Below are 15,033 nucleotides of genomic sequence, written 5' to 3'. Positions count from 1 at the left end.
CTTGAACTGATCCTGCAAGGCGTGGACGGCGGCGTAATCTTCCGGCGTGCCGGTGCAATAGATGCGGCCGAGCAGCCAGACGATGGCGGTCGGCGATTTATATTCGACGACGCCGGCGGGCAGCGTCCCCTTCCAGCCCGGGCCGGTGATGGCATAGGTCTGCGCCCCGGTTCCGGTGGTGCGGGAGCCGGGAGCCTCGAACACATTGGTCCAGCCGTCGAGCATCGGGAACAGGAAATAGCGGCCCTTCATGTCCGGGATGCTCAGCACCCAGGGCTCCTGGCCGACATCCACCCAGGCCGTGGTGTAAAGCGTGTCGGCATTGGGCGCCGTGACGTCGCGGAAGCTGGCGTCGGGATAGGTGCGCATGCGGACGAACTGGCCCATCGGCCCGTGGATCGGGCCCGGCGTCGCGGCATTGGTCATGACGCGGCGGGTCATTTCCATCGTCACCAGCGGATAGCCGAAAATATAGGCCTCGACGCCGGCGCGGAAATCCTCGACGTCGCCGCTCAATTCGCTGAGCAGGCCTTCCGCATGGGCGGAGGCAAGCGCCTGGCCGGCGCCCAGAGCGCCGAGCCCGATCGAAAGCGCGCGTCTTGAAATCTTCATTTTGGCTTCACTCCCTGCGGATGGTCCCAACAGATTTTTTCCGGCCGGTCGCCATTCATCGCCAGCGCGGCGCATGCTATTGCAATTGCAGCTACGCTGTTTCTCTTTTCACGACAGATCGCGTTCGGTAACGAAATTGAACATTGTCCCCCCGCAGCGGGTCGCGGGCCTCACGGGCGCGGCGGACCTGCTCCGCGAAACAGGCGTCGGCCCGCGCCTCGCCGTTCGCGCGCGATGGCCGCCAGCCCCACGCAAGGTTCGCCGCGACGCCAGGCAGAGAGCTCAAGCTCGACTTCGCATTTCAGTTGGTAGAATTTGTCACTTGCATCAACAAGGACGTTTTCGGTCAGAAGGGGGACAATTCTCGCCATGTCGCATGACAGCTCCGACCGGCGGCGACGACCCGCGCCCCGCGAAAAGATCGTGCCGGTTCAGGCCATTTCCCCCCTGATCACCCTCTCATTCGAGAGGGGATGGGACAGGCGGGAGATGTTTCCTTTCGTCGAGTTTGAGGACGTCAGGGTTGTCGCCCCCGGGCAAGCTGTGTCTTATGCCGACTGTCACGAAGCCTTCCTGCGAGCGCGCCACCGCCTCGGCGAGACGTTCCCGATCGACTACGCGAGCCGGAAGTCGCTTGCTTTTCTGGGCGTCATCGGCCTTGGCATGATGGTGCAGCCGACGGTTGGGGCGGCGTTGCGCTTCCTTTTGGAGTTTGCCTCGCTCGCTGGCTCCGTTCTCGGGCTGGAATGGGAGGTGGAAGGCGAGGAAACGGCGATCGTTGCGTGGGATCTCTTCGGAGGCCACGAATTGACGCCGTTCTGGAAGGTCGACCATCTGGCGACGATCGCGGGCGTGACGGCGCAACTGCCCTGTGAAAACGCTCGCCCGCTGCGGCTCGAACTGGAAGACGCCCTACAAGAGCCCGTCCGGCGTGCGATGTCGCTCGCGATCGGTTGCCAAATCGTGGCGCCGGCCGAGCGAAACCGACTGGTCTACAGAACGGAGACATTGCAGAAGCGGTTGCGCTTTCCCGATGCCGCCGCCGCGGCGCATTGGCGCCGAGCGGCCGAGCTGGACCTGCCCCGGTTCTCGTCTTCCGACGCAAGCAGTCAGGTTCGTCGAATCGTCGCAGTCGACGGAAGGCTCATAGGCCGGCAAGAGGTTTCCAGAGAACTCGGTGTCAGCGAGCGCTCCCTGGCTCGGCAGTTGGCGCGCGAGGGCTTCAGCTTTTCGGAGGTCACAGGCGCCAGCCGGCTCGAGACCGCCAAAGCGCTGTTGCTTTCAGGCGCGACGGTCGACGAAGCCGCCGAGCGCCTCGGCTATTCCGACGCCCGCAGTTTTCGTCGCGCATTCAAGCGCATGACGGGGATCAGCCCGCTCAAATTCAGGACTTCGATCTGAGCGGTCTCGCTGATGCCTCTCGCAACGCCTTCAGCATGCGAAGGAGCGACAGGCTTTCCGGTCTTGTCCTAGCCTCCGTTCACCCGACCTCCGCCACAACCTCTTATCCTGGCGATGGCGGACACATTGCCGCACGCACTTTCGACTCTATTGTGTTCCGCGGCGCTGGCGCTTGACTGCTGTTTCGTCTGATCCGGTCATCCAACAATCGCTTTGAATTGCTACAGCGGGTCGCGAGCGGAAAACCCAAACCGAGCCGCAGCCCGCCGGGCCCCAAACTTGAAGCCTTCCGAAAACCCGTTAAACAGAACCCATGTTGTTCTCCTTGCTGATCGCGCCCTTCCTCGATTATGAATTCATGCGGCGCGCCCTGGTGGGCGCGTTCGCGCTGGCTTTGGCGGGCGCGCCGCTCGGCGTGTTCCTGATTCTGCGCCGCATGTCGCTATCAGGCGACGCCATGGCTCACGCCATTCTGCCCGGCGCGGCCATCGGTTATCTCATCGCCGGCCTGTCGCTGCCCGCCATGACCATCGGCGGGGTGATCGCCGGCTTCGCGGTCGCCATCGGCTCCGGCGCGATCGCGCGGGCCACCGCCTTGCGCGAGGACGCCTCGCTCGCCGCCTTCTATCTGCTGTCGCTGGCGCTCGGCGTCACCATCGTTTCGGTGCGCGGCTCCAATGTCGATCTGCTGCATGTGCTGTTCGGCAGCGTGCTGGCGCTCGACGACGCCACCATGCTGCTGCTCGCCAGCATCGCCAGCATCACCCTGATCGGCCTCGCCACGATCTATCGTCCGCTGGTGATGGACACGCTCGATCCGGGCTTCCTGTCCTCGGTGAGCGGCGCCGGCGCCTGGACGCAGGCCGCCTTTCTGGCTTTTGTCGCGCTCAATCTGGTCGCGGGCTTCCATGCACTTGGCACGCTGCTCGCGGTCGGCGCGATGATGCTGCCCGCCGTCAGCGCGCGGCTGTGGACCCAGAATATTACCGGCATGATCCTGATCGCCGCTGGCATTGGCGTGACCGGAGCCTATGTCGGGCTGCTGGCGTCGTTCTATTGGGGACTGCCGTCAGGGCCGCTGATCATTCTCGCCTGCGGCCTGTTTTATGTCATCTCGCTGGTCGCCGGGCCGGCCGGCGGCCTGTTGCGAAGCCTCACCCCGCGCTCGCATCTGGAAGGCTGACGCCAGCCTCCGCACAGGCCGCGCAAAGGCCCTGAATTTCGATCGCGACCCGCTCGGCGGTGAAGCCGCCCTGCGCCGCCGTGCGCGACAGCAGACGCTCGATCTCTTCGTCGCCGAATTCCTGCGTCTTGCCGCAGGCGCGGCAGATCATGAAGCCGGCCTTGTGGCGGTGGCCGCAGCTCGGGCCATGATCGCGGCAGGCGACATAGGCGTTCTGCGTCTCCAGCCGATGCGCCAGCCCCTCGTCGATCAGTTTCTGCAAGGCGCGATAGACCGTCGGCGGCGCCACCCGGCCGTGGTCGCGCAGAGCGTCGATCACGTCATAGGCGGAAAGCGGCTTGCTGGCTTCCGCGAGCAGGTCGCGGATGCGGCTTTGCATTTCGTTGAGACGCGCCGGCGCCGATGGAGCGGACATTTCGACCTCTTGACGGATGTTATAATATACGTAATCTCTGCGGCGTCAGTTTCAACAAGATAGGATTTTGTCGATGCGCCTGCAAAGAGTCCTGATCGCCGCGGTCGCCTTCGCGGCGACGCTCGCCCCGATCGCCGGCCGCGCCCAGAGCGCCGGGAAAATCCCGGTGGTGGCCAGTTTCTCCGTTCTCGGCGATTTCGTGCAGGAAGTCGGCGGCGACAAGGTCGAGGTCAAATCGCTGGTCGGGCCCAATGGCGACGCCCATGTCTTCCAGCCAAGCCCGGCCGACGCCCAGAGCCTCGCCGCCGCGAAAATGATCGTGGTCAACGGCCTGACCCTCGAAGGCTGGATGACCCGCCTGATCGAGGCCTCGGGCGCCAAGGCGCCGGTGATCGTCGCGACCAAGGGCATAACGCCGCGCGAGGGCGAAGAAGACGGCAAGAAAGGGATCGATCCGCACGCCTGGCAGAGCGTCCCCAATGCGAAAATCTATGTGTCGAACATTCTCGCCGCTTTGATCGCGGCCGACCCCGCCGACGCCGATTATTTCCGCGCCCGCGCCCAGAGCTATCAGGCGGCGCTCGACGAAACCGACAAGAAGGTGCGCGCGGCGATCGCCTCGATTCCGGCGAAAAACCGCAAGATCATCACCACCCATGACGCCTTCGGCTATTTCGGCGAAGCCTATGGCTTCGAATTCATCGCGCCGCAGGGCCTCTCGACCGAATCCGAGCCTTCGGCCAAGGACGTCGCGCGGCTGATCACACAGATCAAGCGCGAACATGCTCCCGCCGTTTTCTTAGAAAACATTTCGGATCCGCGCCTGATGAAGCGCATCGCCCAGGAATCCGGGGCGAAAATCGGCGGCGAGCTGTTTTCGGATTCGCTTTCGCCGCCGGATGGCCCCGCCGCCACTTACATTGCGATGATGGAACACAATATAGTCGAATTGAAAAAGGCGCTGGGCCCCAACACCTGACCGGAGTGCGCATGTCCGTCGAAAAGATTCCCGTCACCGTCCTCACCGGCTATCTCGGCGCGGGCAAGACGACCTTGCTGAACCGCATCCTCACCGAGGACCACGGCAAGAAATTCGCCGTCATCGTCAATGAATTCGGTGAAATCGGCATCGATAACGAACTCGTCGTGGACGCCGACGAGGAAGTGTTCGAGATGAACAACGGCTGCATCTGCTGCACGGTGCGCGGCGATCTGATCCGCATCATCGAGGGGCTGATGCGGCGCAAGGGCAAGTTCGACGCCATTCTGGTCGAGACCACCGGGCTGGCGGACCCGGCCCCGGTGGCGCAGACTTTCTTCGTCGACGCCGACGTGCAGAACCAGACCCGGCTCGACGCCATCGTCACGGTCGCCGACGCGAAATTCCTGGCGGCCCGGCTGAAGGACGCGCCGGAAGCCAAGAACCAGATCGCCTTCGCCGACGTCATCCTGCTCAACAAGACCGATCTGGTGACGCCGGACGAGCTGGAAGAGGTCGAGGCCCGCATTCGCGGCCTCAACCCCTATGCCAAACTGCATCGCACGCAGAAATGCGATATCGCGCTCGACGCGGTGCTGGACCGCAAAGCCTTCGATCTCGACCGCATCCTTGAGCTGGAGCCGGACTTTCTGGCGGCCGAGGAGCATGATCACGATCATCACGATCATCACGATCACGACCATGGCCACCATCACCATGGGCATGATCACCACGACCATCATGATCATCATGACCACGATCATGAATGTGGGCCGGATTGCGGTCACGATCATGACCACCACGAACACGGCCATCACGAACACGGGCATCACCACGCGCCGAAGGTGATTCACGACGAGCAGGTCCGCTCGGTGGCTTTCCAGCTCGACGGCCCGGTCGACCCCGACCTGTTCCTTCCCTGGATCAATGAGGTGGTTCAGCGCGACGGGCCGGACATTCTGCGCTCCAAGGGCATCCTGGCCTTCCCCGACGAGCCGAAGCGCTATGTCTTCCAAGGCGTCCACATGATTCTGGACGGCGACCTGCAACGCGACTGGAAGGCGGACGAAAAGCGCACCAGCCGCCTCGTCTTCATCGGCCGCAAGCTGAAGGAAGACGAATTGCGCGCCGGTTTCGAGGCCTGCGCGGCCTATGCCGCGGCCTGACATGAGCCTGACGGCGGCCCAAGAGGCCGCCGTTTTTCTTTGTGGCGTCAGTCGCCGCCCTGCCCGGCATCGAAAGCCTGCCGCGCCTTTTCCACCGCCTTGAGACTGTCGGCGGCCCAGACCCAGACGCCGCAAAAGGCCGCGCTGAGCGTCAGGCCCAGTTCGGTCAGGCTATATTCCACCTTGGGCGGCACCACCGGATAGACCTTTCGCGTCACCAGACCGTCGCGCTCCATCAGGCGCAGGGTCTGGGTCAGCATTTTCTGGCTGATCGCGCCGATCAGCCGCGAGAGCTGGGTGAAGCGCAATGTCTCGTGCTCGACCAGCAGTTCCAGAATGATCATGGTCCATTTGTCGGCGACGCGGCCGATTAATTCCTCGACCAGTTTCTCGACGCGCGGATCCTCGATCGGCTCCGCGCGCTGGCGCTCATAGATCACCTTGATCTTCGCGATCTGGTCCTCCGTCGGCGGCTTGAAGCGCAGCGGCATGTCACTCTCTTTTTGGTTAGTATAAATCTTTTGGGTGCCTTCTTTCGTCTGGAAAGCGTAGCCCGTAAGGTCCGGCCCATCAATCCTGAACATGAGGGACCGATCATGAAAATCGCACTCATCACCGGCGGGAGCCGCGGCCTTGGCCGCAATATGGCGCTGCATCTGGCGCGTCGCGGCGTCGGGATCATCCTCACCTATCACGCCCGCAAGGATGCGGCGGATGAAGCCCGCGCCGAGATCGAGGCGCTGGGCGTGAAAGCAGCAGCCTTGCCGCTCGACGTCACCCAAAGCGGGTCTTTCCCGGCTTTTGCGCAAGGCGTGAAGGCCAAGCTGGCGGAGGTGTGGGGCCGGACCGATTTCGATTATCTCGTCAACAACGCCGGCACGGGCGCCTATGCGCCGATCGCCGAAACATCGGTCGAGAAATTCGACGAGATGGTCGCCATCCATCTCAAGGCGCCGTTCTTCCTCACCCAGGCGCTGCTGCCGCTGATCCGCGACGGCGGACGGATCATCAATGTCTCGTCGGGCCTCGCCCGGTTCAGCTATCCCGGCTATGCCGCTTACGCGATGATGAAGGGCGGCGTGGAAGTGTTCACGCGCTATCTCGCCAAGGAGCTTGGCCCACGCGGCATAGCCGCCAATGTCATCGCGCCGGGCGCGATCGCGACCGATTTCGGCGGCGGCCGCGTCCGCGACGATGCCGAGATCAACCATATGATCGCCTCGCAGACGGCGCTGGGGCGGGTGGGACTGCCGGATGACATCGGCGGCGCGGTCGCGGCGCTATTGTCCGACGAATCCGGCTGGATCAACGGCCAGCGCATCGAGGTTTCGGGCGGCATCCACCTCTGACAAAAGGCGTCGTCACCAGATCGCGGCGGCTGCGAAAGCCGCCGCGGACAGGACGAAAACCGCGCCCCAGACCGTGCGGGTCACAGTCGGGGGCGGCAGGGCCGCCTGCAATCGCGGCCATCGCGCCCAGCACGCGTAAAAAGCCAGCAGCGCCGCGAGGGCGGCGGGAAAGACCGCCGCCCAGCGCTGGTCGCGCGAGCACATATCCAGCGCGACAAAGGCGGCGACGCCGGACGCCGGGACCAGCGGAACCGCCGCATAGGCGGCGGCGCGGGGCATGTTTCCGGCGACCGCGCCGATGATCAGCAGGAGCGTCAGCGCCAGCCACAGACCCCCGACCAGAAACAGCCCTTCAAAAGCCGCCGCGATGACTGCTTCGCCGCCGCCGGTCTGGATCGTCAGGGCGTCATGGAGCACCGCGACGTAAAGCCCCGACGCGATGACCAAGACCAGCGCGAAGCCGAAGGGAAAGGGCGCCTTGCTGTCGGTCATGACGCCCCGCCCTCCCTCATTCGTCCGGCGCGTCCAGAATCGGATCGCGCTGGTTGGCGTCGAAGCCGAACAGGTCCCAGCTTTTCCGCATATGCGGCGGCAGCGGCGCGGTGACGTCGAGCACGCCGCCCTTGGGATGCGGCAGGATCAGCCGCCGCGCCTGCAGGTGCAGCTTGTTCTCGACTCCATCCGGCAGATTGCGGTTCGGGTCGGCGCGGCGGCGGCTGTCCTCGTCGCTGTGGCCATATTTGGGATCGCCAACAATGGGGCAGCCGATCGCTTCGGCATGGGCGCGCAACTGATGGGTGCGGCCGGTCAAGGGCTTCATCGACAGCCACGACAGGCGCGGGGCGAGCTTGTCGACCAGAGCGTAATAGGTCAGCGAATGCTGGGCGTCGTCGTCGCCATGTTTGGCGACGCGCATTTTTTCGATGTCGCGCCGCTCCTCCATGCCGTGGCGGCCTTTGCGCGGCGCGCGGTTGTCGCCCATCGCTTCGCCCTTGGCGAGATAGAGCGAGATCCGGCCGTGTGTCGGGCGCGGCACGCCCTCGACCATGGCCCAGTAGATTTTCTTGGCCGAACGCGAGCGGAAGATTTCGCCGAGATCGGCCGCCATTTTGCGGGTCTTGGCGATCAGCAGCACGCCCGAGGTGTCGCGGTCGAGCCGATGGACCAGCACCGGCCTGTCGCCGCGCTCATTGGCGAGCGATTGCAGCATGCCGTCGAGATGATGCTTGGTGCCGGAGCCGCCCTGCACGGCGAGACCGAACGGCTTGTTCAGCACCATCAGGTCGCGGTCGTCGAGCAGGATCATGTCCCTTATGGCGCGGGCGTCGGCTTCGGATTGCTCGGGGCGCTTGACCGCCGGCGCCTTGGGCGCATCGACATTGAGCGGCGGCACGCGGACCGTTTGGCCTGCCGCAACGCGCGAGGAGGTTTCGACGCGCTTGCCATCGAGCCGCACCTCGCCCTTGCGGCAGATTTTCGCCAGATGCGACAGGGCCAAAGTCTGAAGCCGCCGCTTGAACCAGCGGTCGAGGCGCATGCCGTCCTCGTCCTCGGTCACGACGAGGTTCTGCACGCCGGTTGCCTGCTTGACCGGCTCGGCCGCCGGTTTGGCGGGTTTGGGCTTTTCGGCGGCCGGTTTGAGCGCAGCCTTTGGTCCGGCTTTCGCGGCTAAAGGCTTGCCCTCCGTCTTGCGCGCGGAAGGCTTTTGCACGGAAGGTTTTTTCGGTGGGCCGGAACGCATGCGGATCATGACAAAGCCCTCACCAGAGCGAGACCGCCGAACACGCCGGCCAGCGCGAGCAGGACCGAGCCGACGACATAGGCCGCCATCAGGCCGGGCTCGCCGCGCTCGTACAGCAGCGCGGCGTCGAGCGAAAAGGCGGAAAAGGTGGTGTAGCCGCCGAGAATGCCGGTCAGCAGGAACAGCCGCACATGCTGCGTCCAGCCGGCGCCGGCGCGGAAAGCCAGCCAGCCAGCGATCAGGCCCATCACCAGCGAGCCGGAAATATTAATCACGAACGTCCCCCACGGGAAATTCGTCCCCCACAGCCGCGCCGCGAGCAGATTGATGGTGTGGCGAAGGCAGCCGCCGAGCCCGGCGCCGAGGAAAACGATCAGATAGGCCTGCATCGGCCTTCTATAGCCAAGCCGCGCGGCGACGTCATTAAGCCATTTTCGCGGGCTCCGCCCGCGCCGAAGCCAGAAATCCGTGAGACAGGGCATGATAAAGCCCCTCGCGGCTGAGCAGCCGCGAGGCCGCCCGCGCCACCACGGCGGCGAGCATCAGCGGAATGATCATGGCGTGATCGTCGGTCATTTCGGACACGATGACGAAAGCTGTGATCGGCGCCTGGGTGACGCCGGTGAGATAGGCGACCATGCCGACCAAGGCGAGCGCGCCCAAAGCCAGATGTGGAAAGATCAGGCTGAGCGCCGAGCCCTCGCCCGCGCCGATCGCCAGCGAGGGCGAGAACACGCCGCCGGGAATGCCGCTGATCGCCGATAGGGTGGTGGCCACGAATTTCAGCGGCGCGAACCAATAATCGATATCGCCGCTGGCGTGGACCACCGCGCGCGCCTGCGCATAGCCCGTCCCGAACACCGAAGCGTCGCCGTTGAGGCCGCAGAGCGCGACACCGAGCCCGCACAGCATGGCGAACAGGATCGGCCAGCGCGCGATGGCCGCGCCGGCCCGGCCCGGCAGGCCCTTGGCGAAAGAGGCGACGAGGCGGATGAAAAGACCGCCGCTCAGCCCGCCGACCATTGCGCAGACCAGCACGCCGAACCAATCCGAGCTGAGCGGCAGGCGCTCGGCCGTCGAGCCGAAATAGGAATAATCGCCGATCAGAGCGAGCGAGGTCAGGCCGGCCGCGATGACGGCCCCGATGATCAGGCCGCTGGTGCGCTGCTCGAAGGAGCGGCTCATTTCCTCGATGCCGAAGACGATGCCGGCGAGCGGCGTATTGAAGGCGGCCGCCACGCCCGCCGCAGCGCCCGCCAGCAAGAACCCGCTTTGCCGGTAAGGCGCCGTTCGTCCCATGGCGAACATGATCGCCGCCCCGACCTGAACGGTCGGCCCCTCGCGCCCGGTCGAGGCCCCGAACAACAGGCCGAGCGTCATGACGACGATCTTGCCGAAGGCGACCCGCAGCGAGACCAGCGGCGCGCGACTGGCCTGATTCTCGATCTGCAGCGCGGCGATGGTTTGCGGAATGCCGCTGCCCTGCGAATTGGGAAAGACATGGCGCGCCAGCAAGGTCGCGAGCGCGAAGCCGAGCGGCGTCGCCGCCAGCGCGAGATAGGGCGCGGTCCGTAGGCCCGCGGCGAAAATGTCCTGCGCATGATCGGCCAGCCAGGCCATCAGGACGGCGACGGCGCCGACCGCGAGGCCGCCGACGATGAACAGCGACCGCCGGTATAATTTCTTGCGCGCCAGACGCGAGCGCACCCGGAAATGAGCAAGATAGCGATCGAAATTTTCAGGCCGTTCCACGGCTTGCACTCCCCCACCCACGCGCCGCGCGCCCGGCGCGCTCCAGGCTACCTGTCCTTGCCGCGCTCCTGACGGAGCTTGTCCCAATAATCCAGCCGCTTGCGGATCTCACGCTCGAAGCCGCGTTCGACTGGCTCGTAGAGCGTCTGCCGCCCCAATTCGGGCGGCCAGTAATCCTGACCGGAAAAGGCGTCGGGCTGGTCGTGGTCATAGGCATAACCAGAACCATAGCCTTCCGATTTCATCAGCTTGGTCGGCGCGTTGAGGATGACCTTGGGCGGCATCAGCGAGCCATGCTCGCGCGCCAACCGCATGGCCGCCTTATAGGCCGTGTAATTGGCGTTGGATTTGGGCGCCGTCGCGCAATAGACCACGGCTTGCGCGATGGCCAGCTCGCCCTCGGGACTGCCGAGAAAGTCATAGGCGTCCTTGGCGGCGTTGGCGATGACCAGAGCCTGCGGATCGGCGAGGCCGACATCCTCCACCGCCATGCGCACCACGCGCCGCGCGATGAACAAAGGGTCCTCGCCGGCGTCGAACATGCGCGCGAGATAATAGAGCGCGGCGTCCGGGTCCGAGCCGCGCACGGTTTTGTGCAAGGCGCTGATGAGGTTGTAATGGCCCTCCTGCCCCTTGTCGTAGATCGGCGCGCGGCGCTGGACGATCTCGCTCAGCCCCTTGGCGTCGAACATCTCGTCGGGGCGGGCGGCGCGGAAAATCTCCTCGACCAAAGTGAGCGCGGCGCGGCCGTCGCCATCGGCCATGGCCGCGAGCGTCACGCGGGCGTTTTCGTCGAGCGGCAGTGTCTTGCCCTCGACCACCTCGGCGCGCTCCAGCAGCTTTTCGATGGCGGCCACATCGAGGCTGTGAAAGGTCATCACGCGGGCGCGCGACAGCAACGCGGCGTTCAGCTCGAAAGACGGATTTTCGGTGGTGGCGCCGATCAAAGTAATGGTGCCGTCCTCCATCACCGGCAAAAAACTGTCCTGCTGGGCGCGATTGAAGCGGTGGATTTCATCGACGAACAAAAGCGTGCCCTGCCCCGTCCGACGACGCGCGCGGGCCTCCTCGAAGATCTTCTTCAGCTCGCCGACGCCCGAAAAGATCGCAGAGGCCTGGACGAAATGCAGCCTGGTCTCATGGGCCAGCAGCCGCGCCACAGTGGTCTTGCCGGTGCCGGGCGGCCCCCAGAAGATCAAGCTACCGAGCGAGCCCGATTCGATCAGCCGGGTCAGCGCGCCATGGGGGCCGAGCAGATGGTCCTGCCCGGCGACTTCGGCGAGCGTCTTCGGACGCAGGCGCTCCGCCAAGGGACTCGGCGCGTCCTTTTCAAAACCGGCGCTGGCGAAAAGATCGGTCATGCCCCTTTTTCGCGCGTCTCCGAACCGCGAGCAACAGCCGATTGACCTGAAGCCCTATCCGGTCCAAACCAGCGCAAATCTTGGAGGCGCCTCATGTCCGACCTGTCCCCCGCCGCGCTGGAAAAGCAGTTTATCGCCGAAGAAACCGCCAAAATGCTGCTGGAGGTCGGCGCCGTCCTGTTCAATGCGGACAAGCCCTTCATCTTCACCTCGGGCTGGGCCAGCCCGGTCTATACCGACATGCGCAAGCTGATCGCCTTCCCCCGCCTGCGCAATGTGATCCTCGATTTCGCGGTCAAGACGATCCAGCGCGAGATCGGCTATGAGAGCCTCGACATTATCGCGGGCGGCGAGACGGCCGGCATTCCCTATGCCGCCTGGATTTCCGACCGGCTGGCTCTGCCGATGCAATATGTCCGCAAGAAGCCCAAGGGCTTCGGCCGCAACGCCCGGATCGAGGGCGAAGTGACCGACGGCGCGCGCACGCTGCTGGTGGAAGACCTCGCCACGGACGGCGCCTCCAAGGTGAATTTCTGTCAGGCGATCCGCGAGGCGGGCCAGCAATGCGGCCATACTTTCGTGTTCTTCTTCTATGACATTTTCCCGCAGGCGCGCGACGAATTGCGGAAGGAAGGCATCGAACTGCACCAACTCACCACTTGGTGGGACGTGCTGAAGGTGGCGCGCAAGACGCATTATCTGCCCGACGCGACGCTGGACGAGGTCGAGAAATTCCTGCACGCGCCGGCGGAATGGTCGGCCGCCCATGGCGGCGTTTCGGAATTCGGCAAGAAGGCCTGACCAATATGCGGCGCCTGACGATCCTGCTGGGCGCCGCGATGGCGCTGACCGCGCAAGCCCGCGCGGATGACCGCTTCTGCTCGGGCGTCGGCTTCGCCGATACGCCGGCGCTCGTCGTCGGCCGGATCAAGGCGGAAGCTGGAAAAGTCCGTTTCGTGAAGAATGGCGAGGGGAAAAACGCCTGCCCCTCGGCGGCGCCGGCGTGCCAGGACAAGGCCTATCTCGTGGCCGGCGATCTGGTCGTCCTAGGCGTCAAGCGGGGCGATTTCATCTGCGTCGATTACGACAATGGCAAGGGCGATCGCGGCGGCTGGCTGCCCGCCTCGGCGATAGAACCCGCCCCGCTGGTCGCCGATCCGGCGGGCTGGGCGGGCAAATGGTCCCGAGTCGAGGCCGAGATCAGGATCGACGAGACCGACGGCGGCTTGCAGGCCCAAGGAAGCGCGACCTTCGGCGCGCTCGATCCGGCCCGCGTCAAGCGCGGCGCGGTCAATAGCGGCGAATTTTCCGGCGCCCTCGCGCTGAAGGACGGCCAGGCCGGCTTCACGGACAAGGACGCCGATCCGAAAAACCCGGACGCCTCCTGCCGCCTGCGTTTCGCCCGCGCCGGAGACGCGCTTTTCGTACGCGACAATATGCAATGCGGCGGGATGAACGTGTCTTTTTCGGGATTTTACCAGCGCGCGAAATGACCGCGCGCCTTCTTAGTTTTCGCTCATTCGACCTTGAGACCACCCGCCTGCCCTTGGCAGCGGCGCGAGCTTTCCGCCAAGATCGCCCTCCCAACCGGCGCAAGTCCGGCGTTATGGAATGAGGGATGGAATGAAAGCTTTTGCTCTGGCGGCGGCCCTGGTCGCCTTTGTCGCGGCGCCAGCCTGGGCGCATGGCCCGACCCGGCAGAAAATCGTCGAGACCATTGAAATCGACAAGCCCGTCGATCAGGTCTGGGCGATCGTCGGGAATTTCGACAGCATCGCGAAATGGCACCCCGTCATCGGGTCGAGCGTGGCCGACAAGGGCAATGAAGTCGGCTCGATCCGTCATCTGGTGCTGAAGGCGCCGGGCGACCCGAGCTTCGACGAAGTGCTGGAGAAATACGACGCCGCCGCGCACACCTACAAATATTCGATCCCCAAGGTCGATCCGAAAATCCTGCCGGTCAATGACTATACCTCGACCATCAGCGTGCTCGACAATGGCAAGGGCGGCTCGACGGTGGAATGGAAGGGCGCCTTTTATCGCGGCTATATGAACAACGATCCGCCGCCCGAGCTGAATGACGAAAATTCGGTGGCCGCAGTGCGCAAGGTCTATCTGCTGGGGCTGGAAAACATCAAGAAGATCGCCGATTCCGGCAAGTGAGGCGGCGCGTCCTCGTCTTGGCCGTGTTGGCCGGCGCCGCCGTCGCGGGGCCGACTCAGGCCGATCCGCTCGCTTATGTGACGGACCAGGGCGCCGATGCGGTTTCCATCGTCGATCTGGCCAAGGGCGCGGTGGTCGAAACCGTGAAAGTGGGGCAGAAGCCCGCCGGGATCGCCGTCGCGCCCGGCGGCGCGCGCATCTATGTCTCCAATCCCGCTGGACGCAGCGTTTCTGTGATCGAGCGCCAGCCCGGCGGTGGTCACAAGACCATCGCCGAGATTGCCGTTGGCCAGGGGCCGCTCGGCCTCGCGCTCGACATTCCGGGCGAAAGACTGTTCGCGGCCGATTGGTACGCCGACCGGGTCTATGTGATCGATACCGGAAAGCGCGCCGTCAGCGGCGAGATCGCCGTCGGCAAGTCACCCTCCGGCATGGCGGTCAGTCGCGACAATCGCTGGCTCTATGTCGCCAACCGCGAGAGCGACACGATTTCCGTGGTCGATCTCTCCACTCTGCGCAGCATGGCCGAAATCGCGGTCGGCAAGGCGCCCTTCGGCGTGACCTATGACCCGAACGGTCCCGACGGACCGCGCCTGCTGGTCGCCAATGTGCAATCGGGCGACGTTTCGGTGGTCGATCCCGCAGCCCGGCGCGAGACGCGGCGGCTGGCCGTGAAAAGCTTTCCCTATGTCGCAGCCGCGACCCGCGACGGATCGCGCATTTTCGTCACCAACCAGCACGATGACAGCGTTTCCGTCTTCGACGGCAAGACCTACCAGCCGCGCGGATTGGTTTCGGCCTGCGGCTACCCGGAGGGCTTGCTGGTCGCGCCCGATCAGCGCGAGGCGCTGGTCGCCTGCTGGATGGACGATGTGCTAGCGGCGATCGATGTGAACAGCCTGAAAGTGACG

At 64.8% G+C, this 15,033-nt stretch carries 17 protein-coding genes; 9 read left to right on the top strand and 8 right to left on the bottom strand.

Features of this window, described 5'->3' with window-relative positions:
- Positions 1-612: DUF1254 domain-containing protein (locus tag ACE3S9_RS05590; protein ID WP_374545452.1), on the bottom strand; the 612-nt coding region annotated here is incomplete at its 3' end.
- Between the two features lie 369 nt (positions 613-981).
- Between ACE3S9_RS05590 and ACE3S9_RS05585 the strand changes: the two genes are divergently transcribed.
- Together ACE3S9_RS05585 and ACE3S9_RS05580 are read left to right on the top strand one after the other, a co-directional pair.
- Positions 982-2,013 carry a helix-turn-helix domain-containing protein gene (locus ACE3S9_RS05585; protein WP_374545451.1) on the top strand — a complete coding sequence of 344 codons (1,032 nt, stop codon included), beginning with the start codon at positions 982-984 and terminating at the stop codon, positions 2,011-2,013.
- A gap of 313 nt (positions 2,014-2,326) precedes the next feature.
- Complete coding sequence (locus tag ACE3S9_RS05580) at positions 2,327-3,196, top strand: metal ABC transporter permease (RefSeq protein ID WP_374545450.1); 870 nt, start codon at positions 2,327-2,329, stop codon at positions 3,194-3,196.
- On the opposite strand, the gene ACE3S9_RS05575 is transcribed toward ACE3S9_RS05580, so the two are convergent.
- Positions 3,168-3,611 (bottom strand): Fur family transcriptional regulator, encoded by a 444-nt coding sequence (locus ACE3S9_RS05575; protein WP_374545449.1) that lies wholly within the window; start codon positions 3,609-3,611, stop codon positions 3,168-3,170. The genes ACE3S9_RS05580 and ACE3S9_RS05575 overlap by 29 nt on opposite strands.
- 73 nt (positions 3,612-3,684) lie before the next feature.
- Between ACE3S9_RS05575 and ACE3S9_RS05570 the strand changes: the two genes are divergently transcribed.
- Both ACE3S9_RS05570 and ACE3S9_RS05565 read left to right on the top strand, forming a co-directional pair.
- Entirely contained in the window at positions 3,685-4,590 is a 906-nt protein-coding gene (locus ACE3S9_RS05570; protein WP_374545448.1) for a metal ABC transporter substrate-binding protein, read from the top strand.
- Positions 4,591-4,601: 11 nt separating this feature from the next.
- A complete protein-coding gene (locus ACE3S9_RS05565) occupies positions 4,602-5,756 on the top strand; it encodes a GTP-binding protein (protein WP_374545447.1) in 1,155 nt (384 codons plus the stop codon).
- A gap of 47 nt (positions 5,757-5,803) precedes the next feature.
- Here the strand turns inward: ACE3S9_RS05565 and ACE3S9_RS05560 are convergent, their stop codons facing one another.
- Entirely contained in the window at positions 5,804-6,247 is a 444-nt protein-coding gene (locus ACE3S9_RS05560; protein ID WP_374545446.1) for a winged helix-turn-helix transcriptional regulator, read from the bottom strand.
- A 105-nt stretch (positions 6,248-6,352) separates the two neighbouring features.
- On the opposite strand from ACE3S9_RS05560, the gene ACE3S9_RS05555 reads away from it, so the two are divergent.
- Complete coding sequence (locus ACE3S9_RS05555; RefSeq protein ID WP_374545445.1) at positions 6,353-7,105, top strand: SDR family NAD(P)-dependent oxidoreductase; 753 nt, start codon at positions 6,353-6,355, stop codon at positions 7,103-7,105.
- A gap of 12 nt (positions 7,106-7,117) precedes the next feature.
- Here the strand turns inward: ACE3S9_RS05555 and ACE3S9_RS05550 are convergent, their stop codons facing one another.
- Genes ACE3S9_RS05550 through ACE3S9_RS05530 form a run of 5 tightly spaced genes read right to left on the bottom strand, consistent with a single transcriptional unit; the run spans position 7,118 to position 11,959 of the window.
- Complete coding sequence (locus ACE3S9_RS05550) at positions 7,118-7,597, bottom strand: hypothetical protein (RefSeq protein ID WP_374545444.1); 480 nt, start codon at positions 7,595-7,597, stop codon at positions 7,118-7,120.
- A gap of 16 nt (positions 7,598-7,613) precedes the next feature.
- Positions 7,614-8,855, bottom strand: a complete 1,242-nt coding sequence (locus ACE3S9_RS05545; protein ID WP_374545443.1) for a pseudouridine synthase — start codon at positions 8,853-8,855, stop codon at positions 7,614-7,616.
- On the bottom strand, positions 8,852-9,235 hold the full coding sequence (gene crcB, locus ACE3S9_RS05540; protein WP_374545442.1) for a fluoride efflux transporter CrcB: 384 nt from the start codon (positions 9,233-9,235) through the stop codon (positions 8,852-8,854). The genes ACE3S9_RS05545 and crcB overlap by 4 nt, the downstream gene beginning before the upstream one ends.
- 34 nt (positions 9,236-9,269) lie before the next feature.
- Entirely contained in the window at positions 9,270-10,598 is a 1,329-nt protein-coding gene (locus ACE3S9_RS05535; protein WP_374545441.1) for a chloride channel protein, read from the bottom strand.
- 47 nt (positions 10,599-10,645) lie between these two features.
- A complete protein-coding gene (locus tag ACE3S9_RS05530; protein ID WP_374545440.1) occupies positions 10,646-11,959 on the bottom strand; it encodes a replication-associated recombination protein A in 1,314 nt (437 codons plus the stop codon).
- Between the two features lie 93 nt (positions 11,960-12,052).
- Here ACE3S9_RS05530 and ACE3S9_RS05525 point away from each other — a divergent pair, with 93 nt between their 5' ends.
- The 4 genes from ACE3S9_RS05525 to ACE3S9_RS05510 form a co-directional block, all read left to right on the top strand.
- Positions 12,053-12,760: an orotate phosphoribosyltransferase gene (locus tag ACE3S9_RS05525; RefSeq protein ID WP_374545439.1), complete on the top strand. Its 708-nt coding sequence runs from the start codon at positions 12,053-12,055 to the stop codon at positions 12,758-12,760.
- A gap of 5 nt (positions 12,761-12,765) precedes the next feature.
- Positions 12,766-13,452 (top strand): hypothetical protein, encoded by a 687-nt coding sequence (locus ACE3S9_RS05520; protein ID WP_374545438.1) that lies wholly within the window; start codon positions 12,766-12,768, stop codon positions 13,450-13,452.
- Between the two features lie 130 nt (positions 13,453-13,582).
- Entirely contained in the window at positions 13,583-14,122 is a 540-nt protein-coding gene (locus tag ACE3S9_RS05515; protein ID WP_374545437.1) for an SRPBCC family protein, read from the top strand.
- A 23-nt stretch (positions 14,123-14,145) separates the two neighbouring features.
- On the top strand, positions 14,146-15,033 hold an 888-nt coding region (locus tag ACE3S9_RS05510; protein WP_374545453.1), incomplete at its 3' end, for a beta-propeller fold lactonase family protein.

The organism is Rhodoblastus sp., assembly GCF_041915505.1.
In the GTDB taxonomy this organism is placed as follows: domain Bacteria; phylum Pseudomonadota; class Alphaproteobacteria; order Rhizobiales; family Beijerinckiaceae; genus Rhodoblastus.
This window is presented reverse-complemented; position numbering and strand designations above follow the sequence as displayed.

Excerpts from the sequence above, each read along its gene's own strand:
- ACE3S9_RS05585 (WP_374545451.1), top strand. The coding sequence starts at position 982 with ATGTCGCATGACAGCTCCGACCGGCGGCGACGACCCGCGCCCCGCGAA.
- ACE3S9_RS05580 (WP_374545450.1), top strand. The coding sequence starts at position 2,327 with ATGTTGTTCTCCTTGCTGATCGCGCCCTTCCTCGATTATGAATTCATG.
- ACE3S9_RS05575 (WP_374545449.1), bottom strand. The coding sequence starts at position 3,611 with ATGTCCGCTCCATCGGCGCCGGCGCGTCTCAACGAAATGCAAAGCCGC.
- ACE3S9_RS05570 (WP_374545448.1), top strand. The coding sequence starts at position 3,685 with ATGCGCCTGCAAAGAGTCCTGATCGCCGCGGTCGCCTTCGCGGCGACG.
- ACE3S9_RS05565 (WP_374545447.1), top strand. The coding sequence starts at position 4,602 with ATGTCCGTCGAAAAGATTCCCGTCACCGTCCTCACCGGCTATCTCGGC.
- ACE3S9_RS05560 (WP_374545446.1), bottom strand. The coding sequence starts at position 6,247 with ATGCCGCTGCGCTTCAAGCCGCCGACGGAGGACCAGATCGCGAAGATC.
- ACE3S9_RS05555 (WP_374545445.1), top strand. The coding sequence starts at position 6,353 with ATGAAAATCGCACTCATCACCGGCGGGAGCCGCGGCCTTGGCCGCAAT.
- ACE3S9_RS05550 (WP_374545444.1), bottom strand. The coding sequence starts at position 7,597 with ATGACCGACAGCAAGGCGCCCTTTCCCTTCGGCTTCGCGCTGGTCTTG.
- ACE3S9_RS05545 (WP_374545443.1), bottom strand. The coding sequence starts at position 8,855 with ATGATCCGCATGCGTTCCGGCCCACCGAAAAAACCTTCCGTGCAAAAG.
- crcB (WP_374545442.1), bottom strand. The coding sequence starts at position 9,235 with ATGCAGGCCTATCTGATCGTTTTCCTCGGCGCCGGGCTCGGCGGCTGC.
- ACE3S9_RS05530 (WP_374545440.1), bottom strand. The coding sequence starts at position 11,959 with ATGACCGATCTTTTCGCCAGCGCCGGTTTTGAAAAGGACGCGCCGAGT.
- ACE3S9_RS05525 (WP_374545439.1), top strand. The coding sequence starts at position 12,053 with ATGTCCGACCTGTCCCCCGCCGCGCTGGAAAAGCAGTTTATCGCCGAA.
- ACE3S9_RS05520 (WP_374545438.1), top strand. The coding sequence starts at position 12,766 with ATGCGGCGCCTGACGATCCTGCTGGGCGCCGCGATGGCGCTGACCGCG.
- ACE3S9_RS05515 (WP_374545437.1), top strand. The coding sequence starts at position 13,583 with ATGAAAGCTTTTGCTCTGGCGGCGGCCCTGGTCGCCTTTGTCGCGGCG.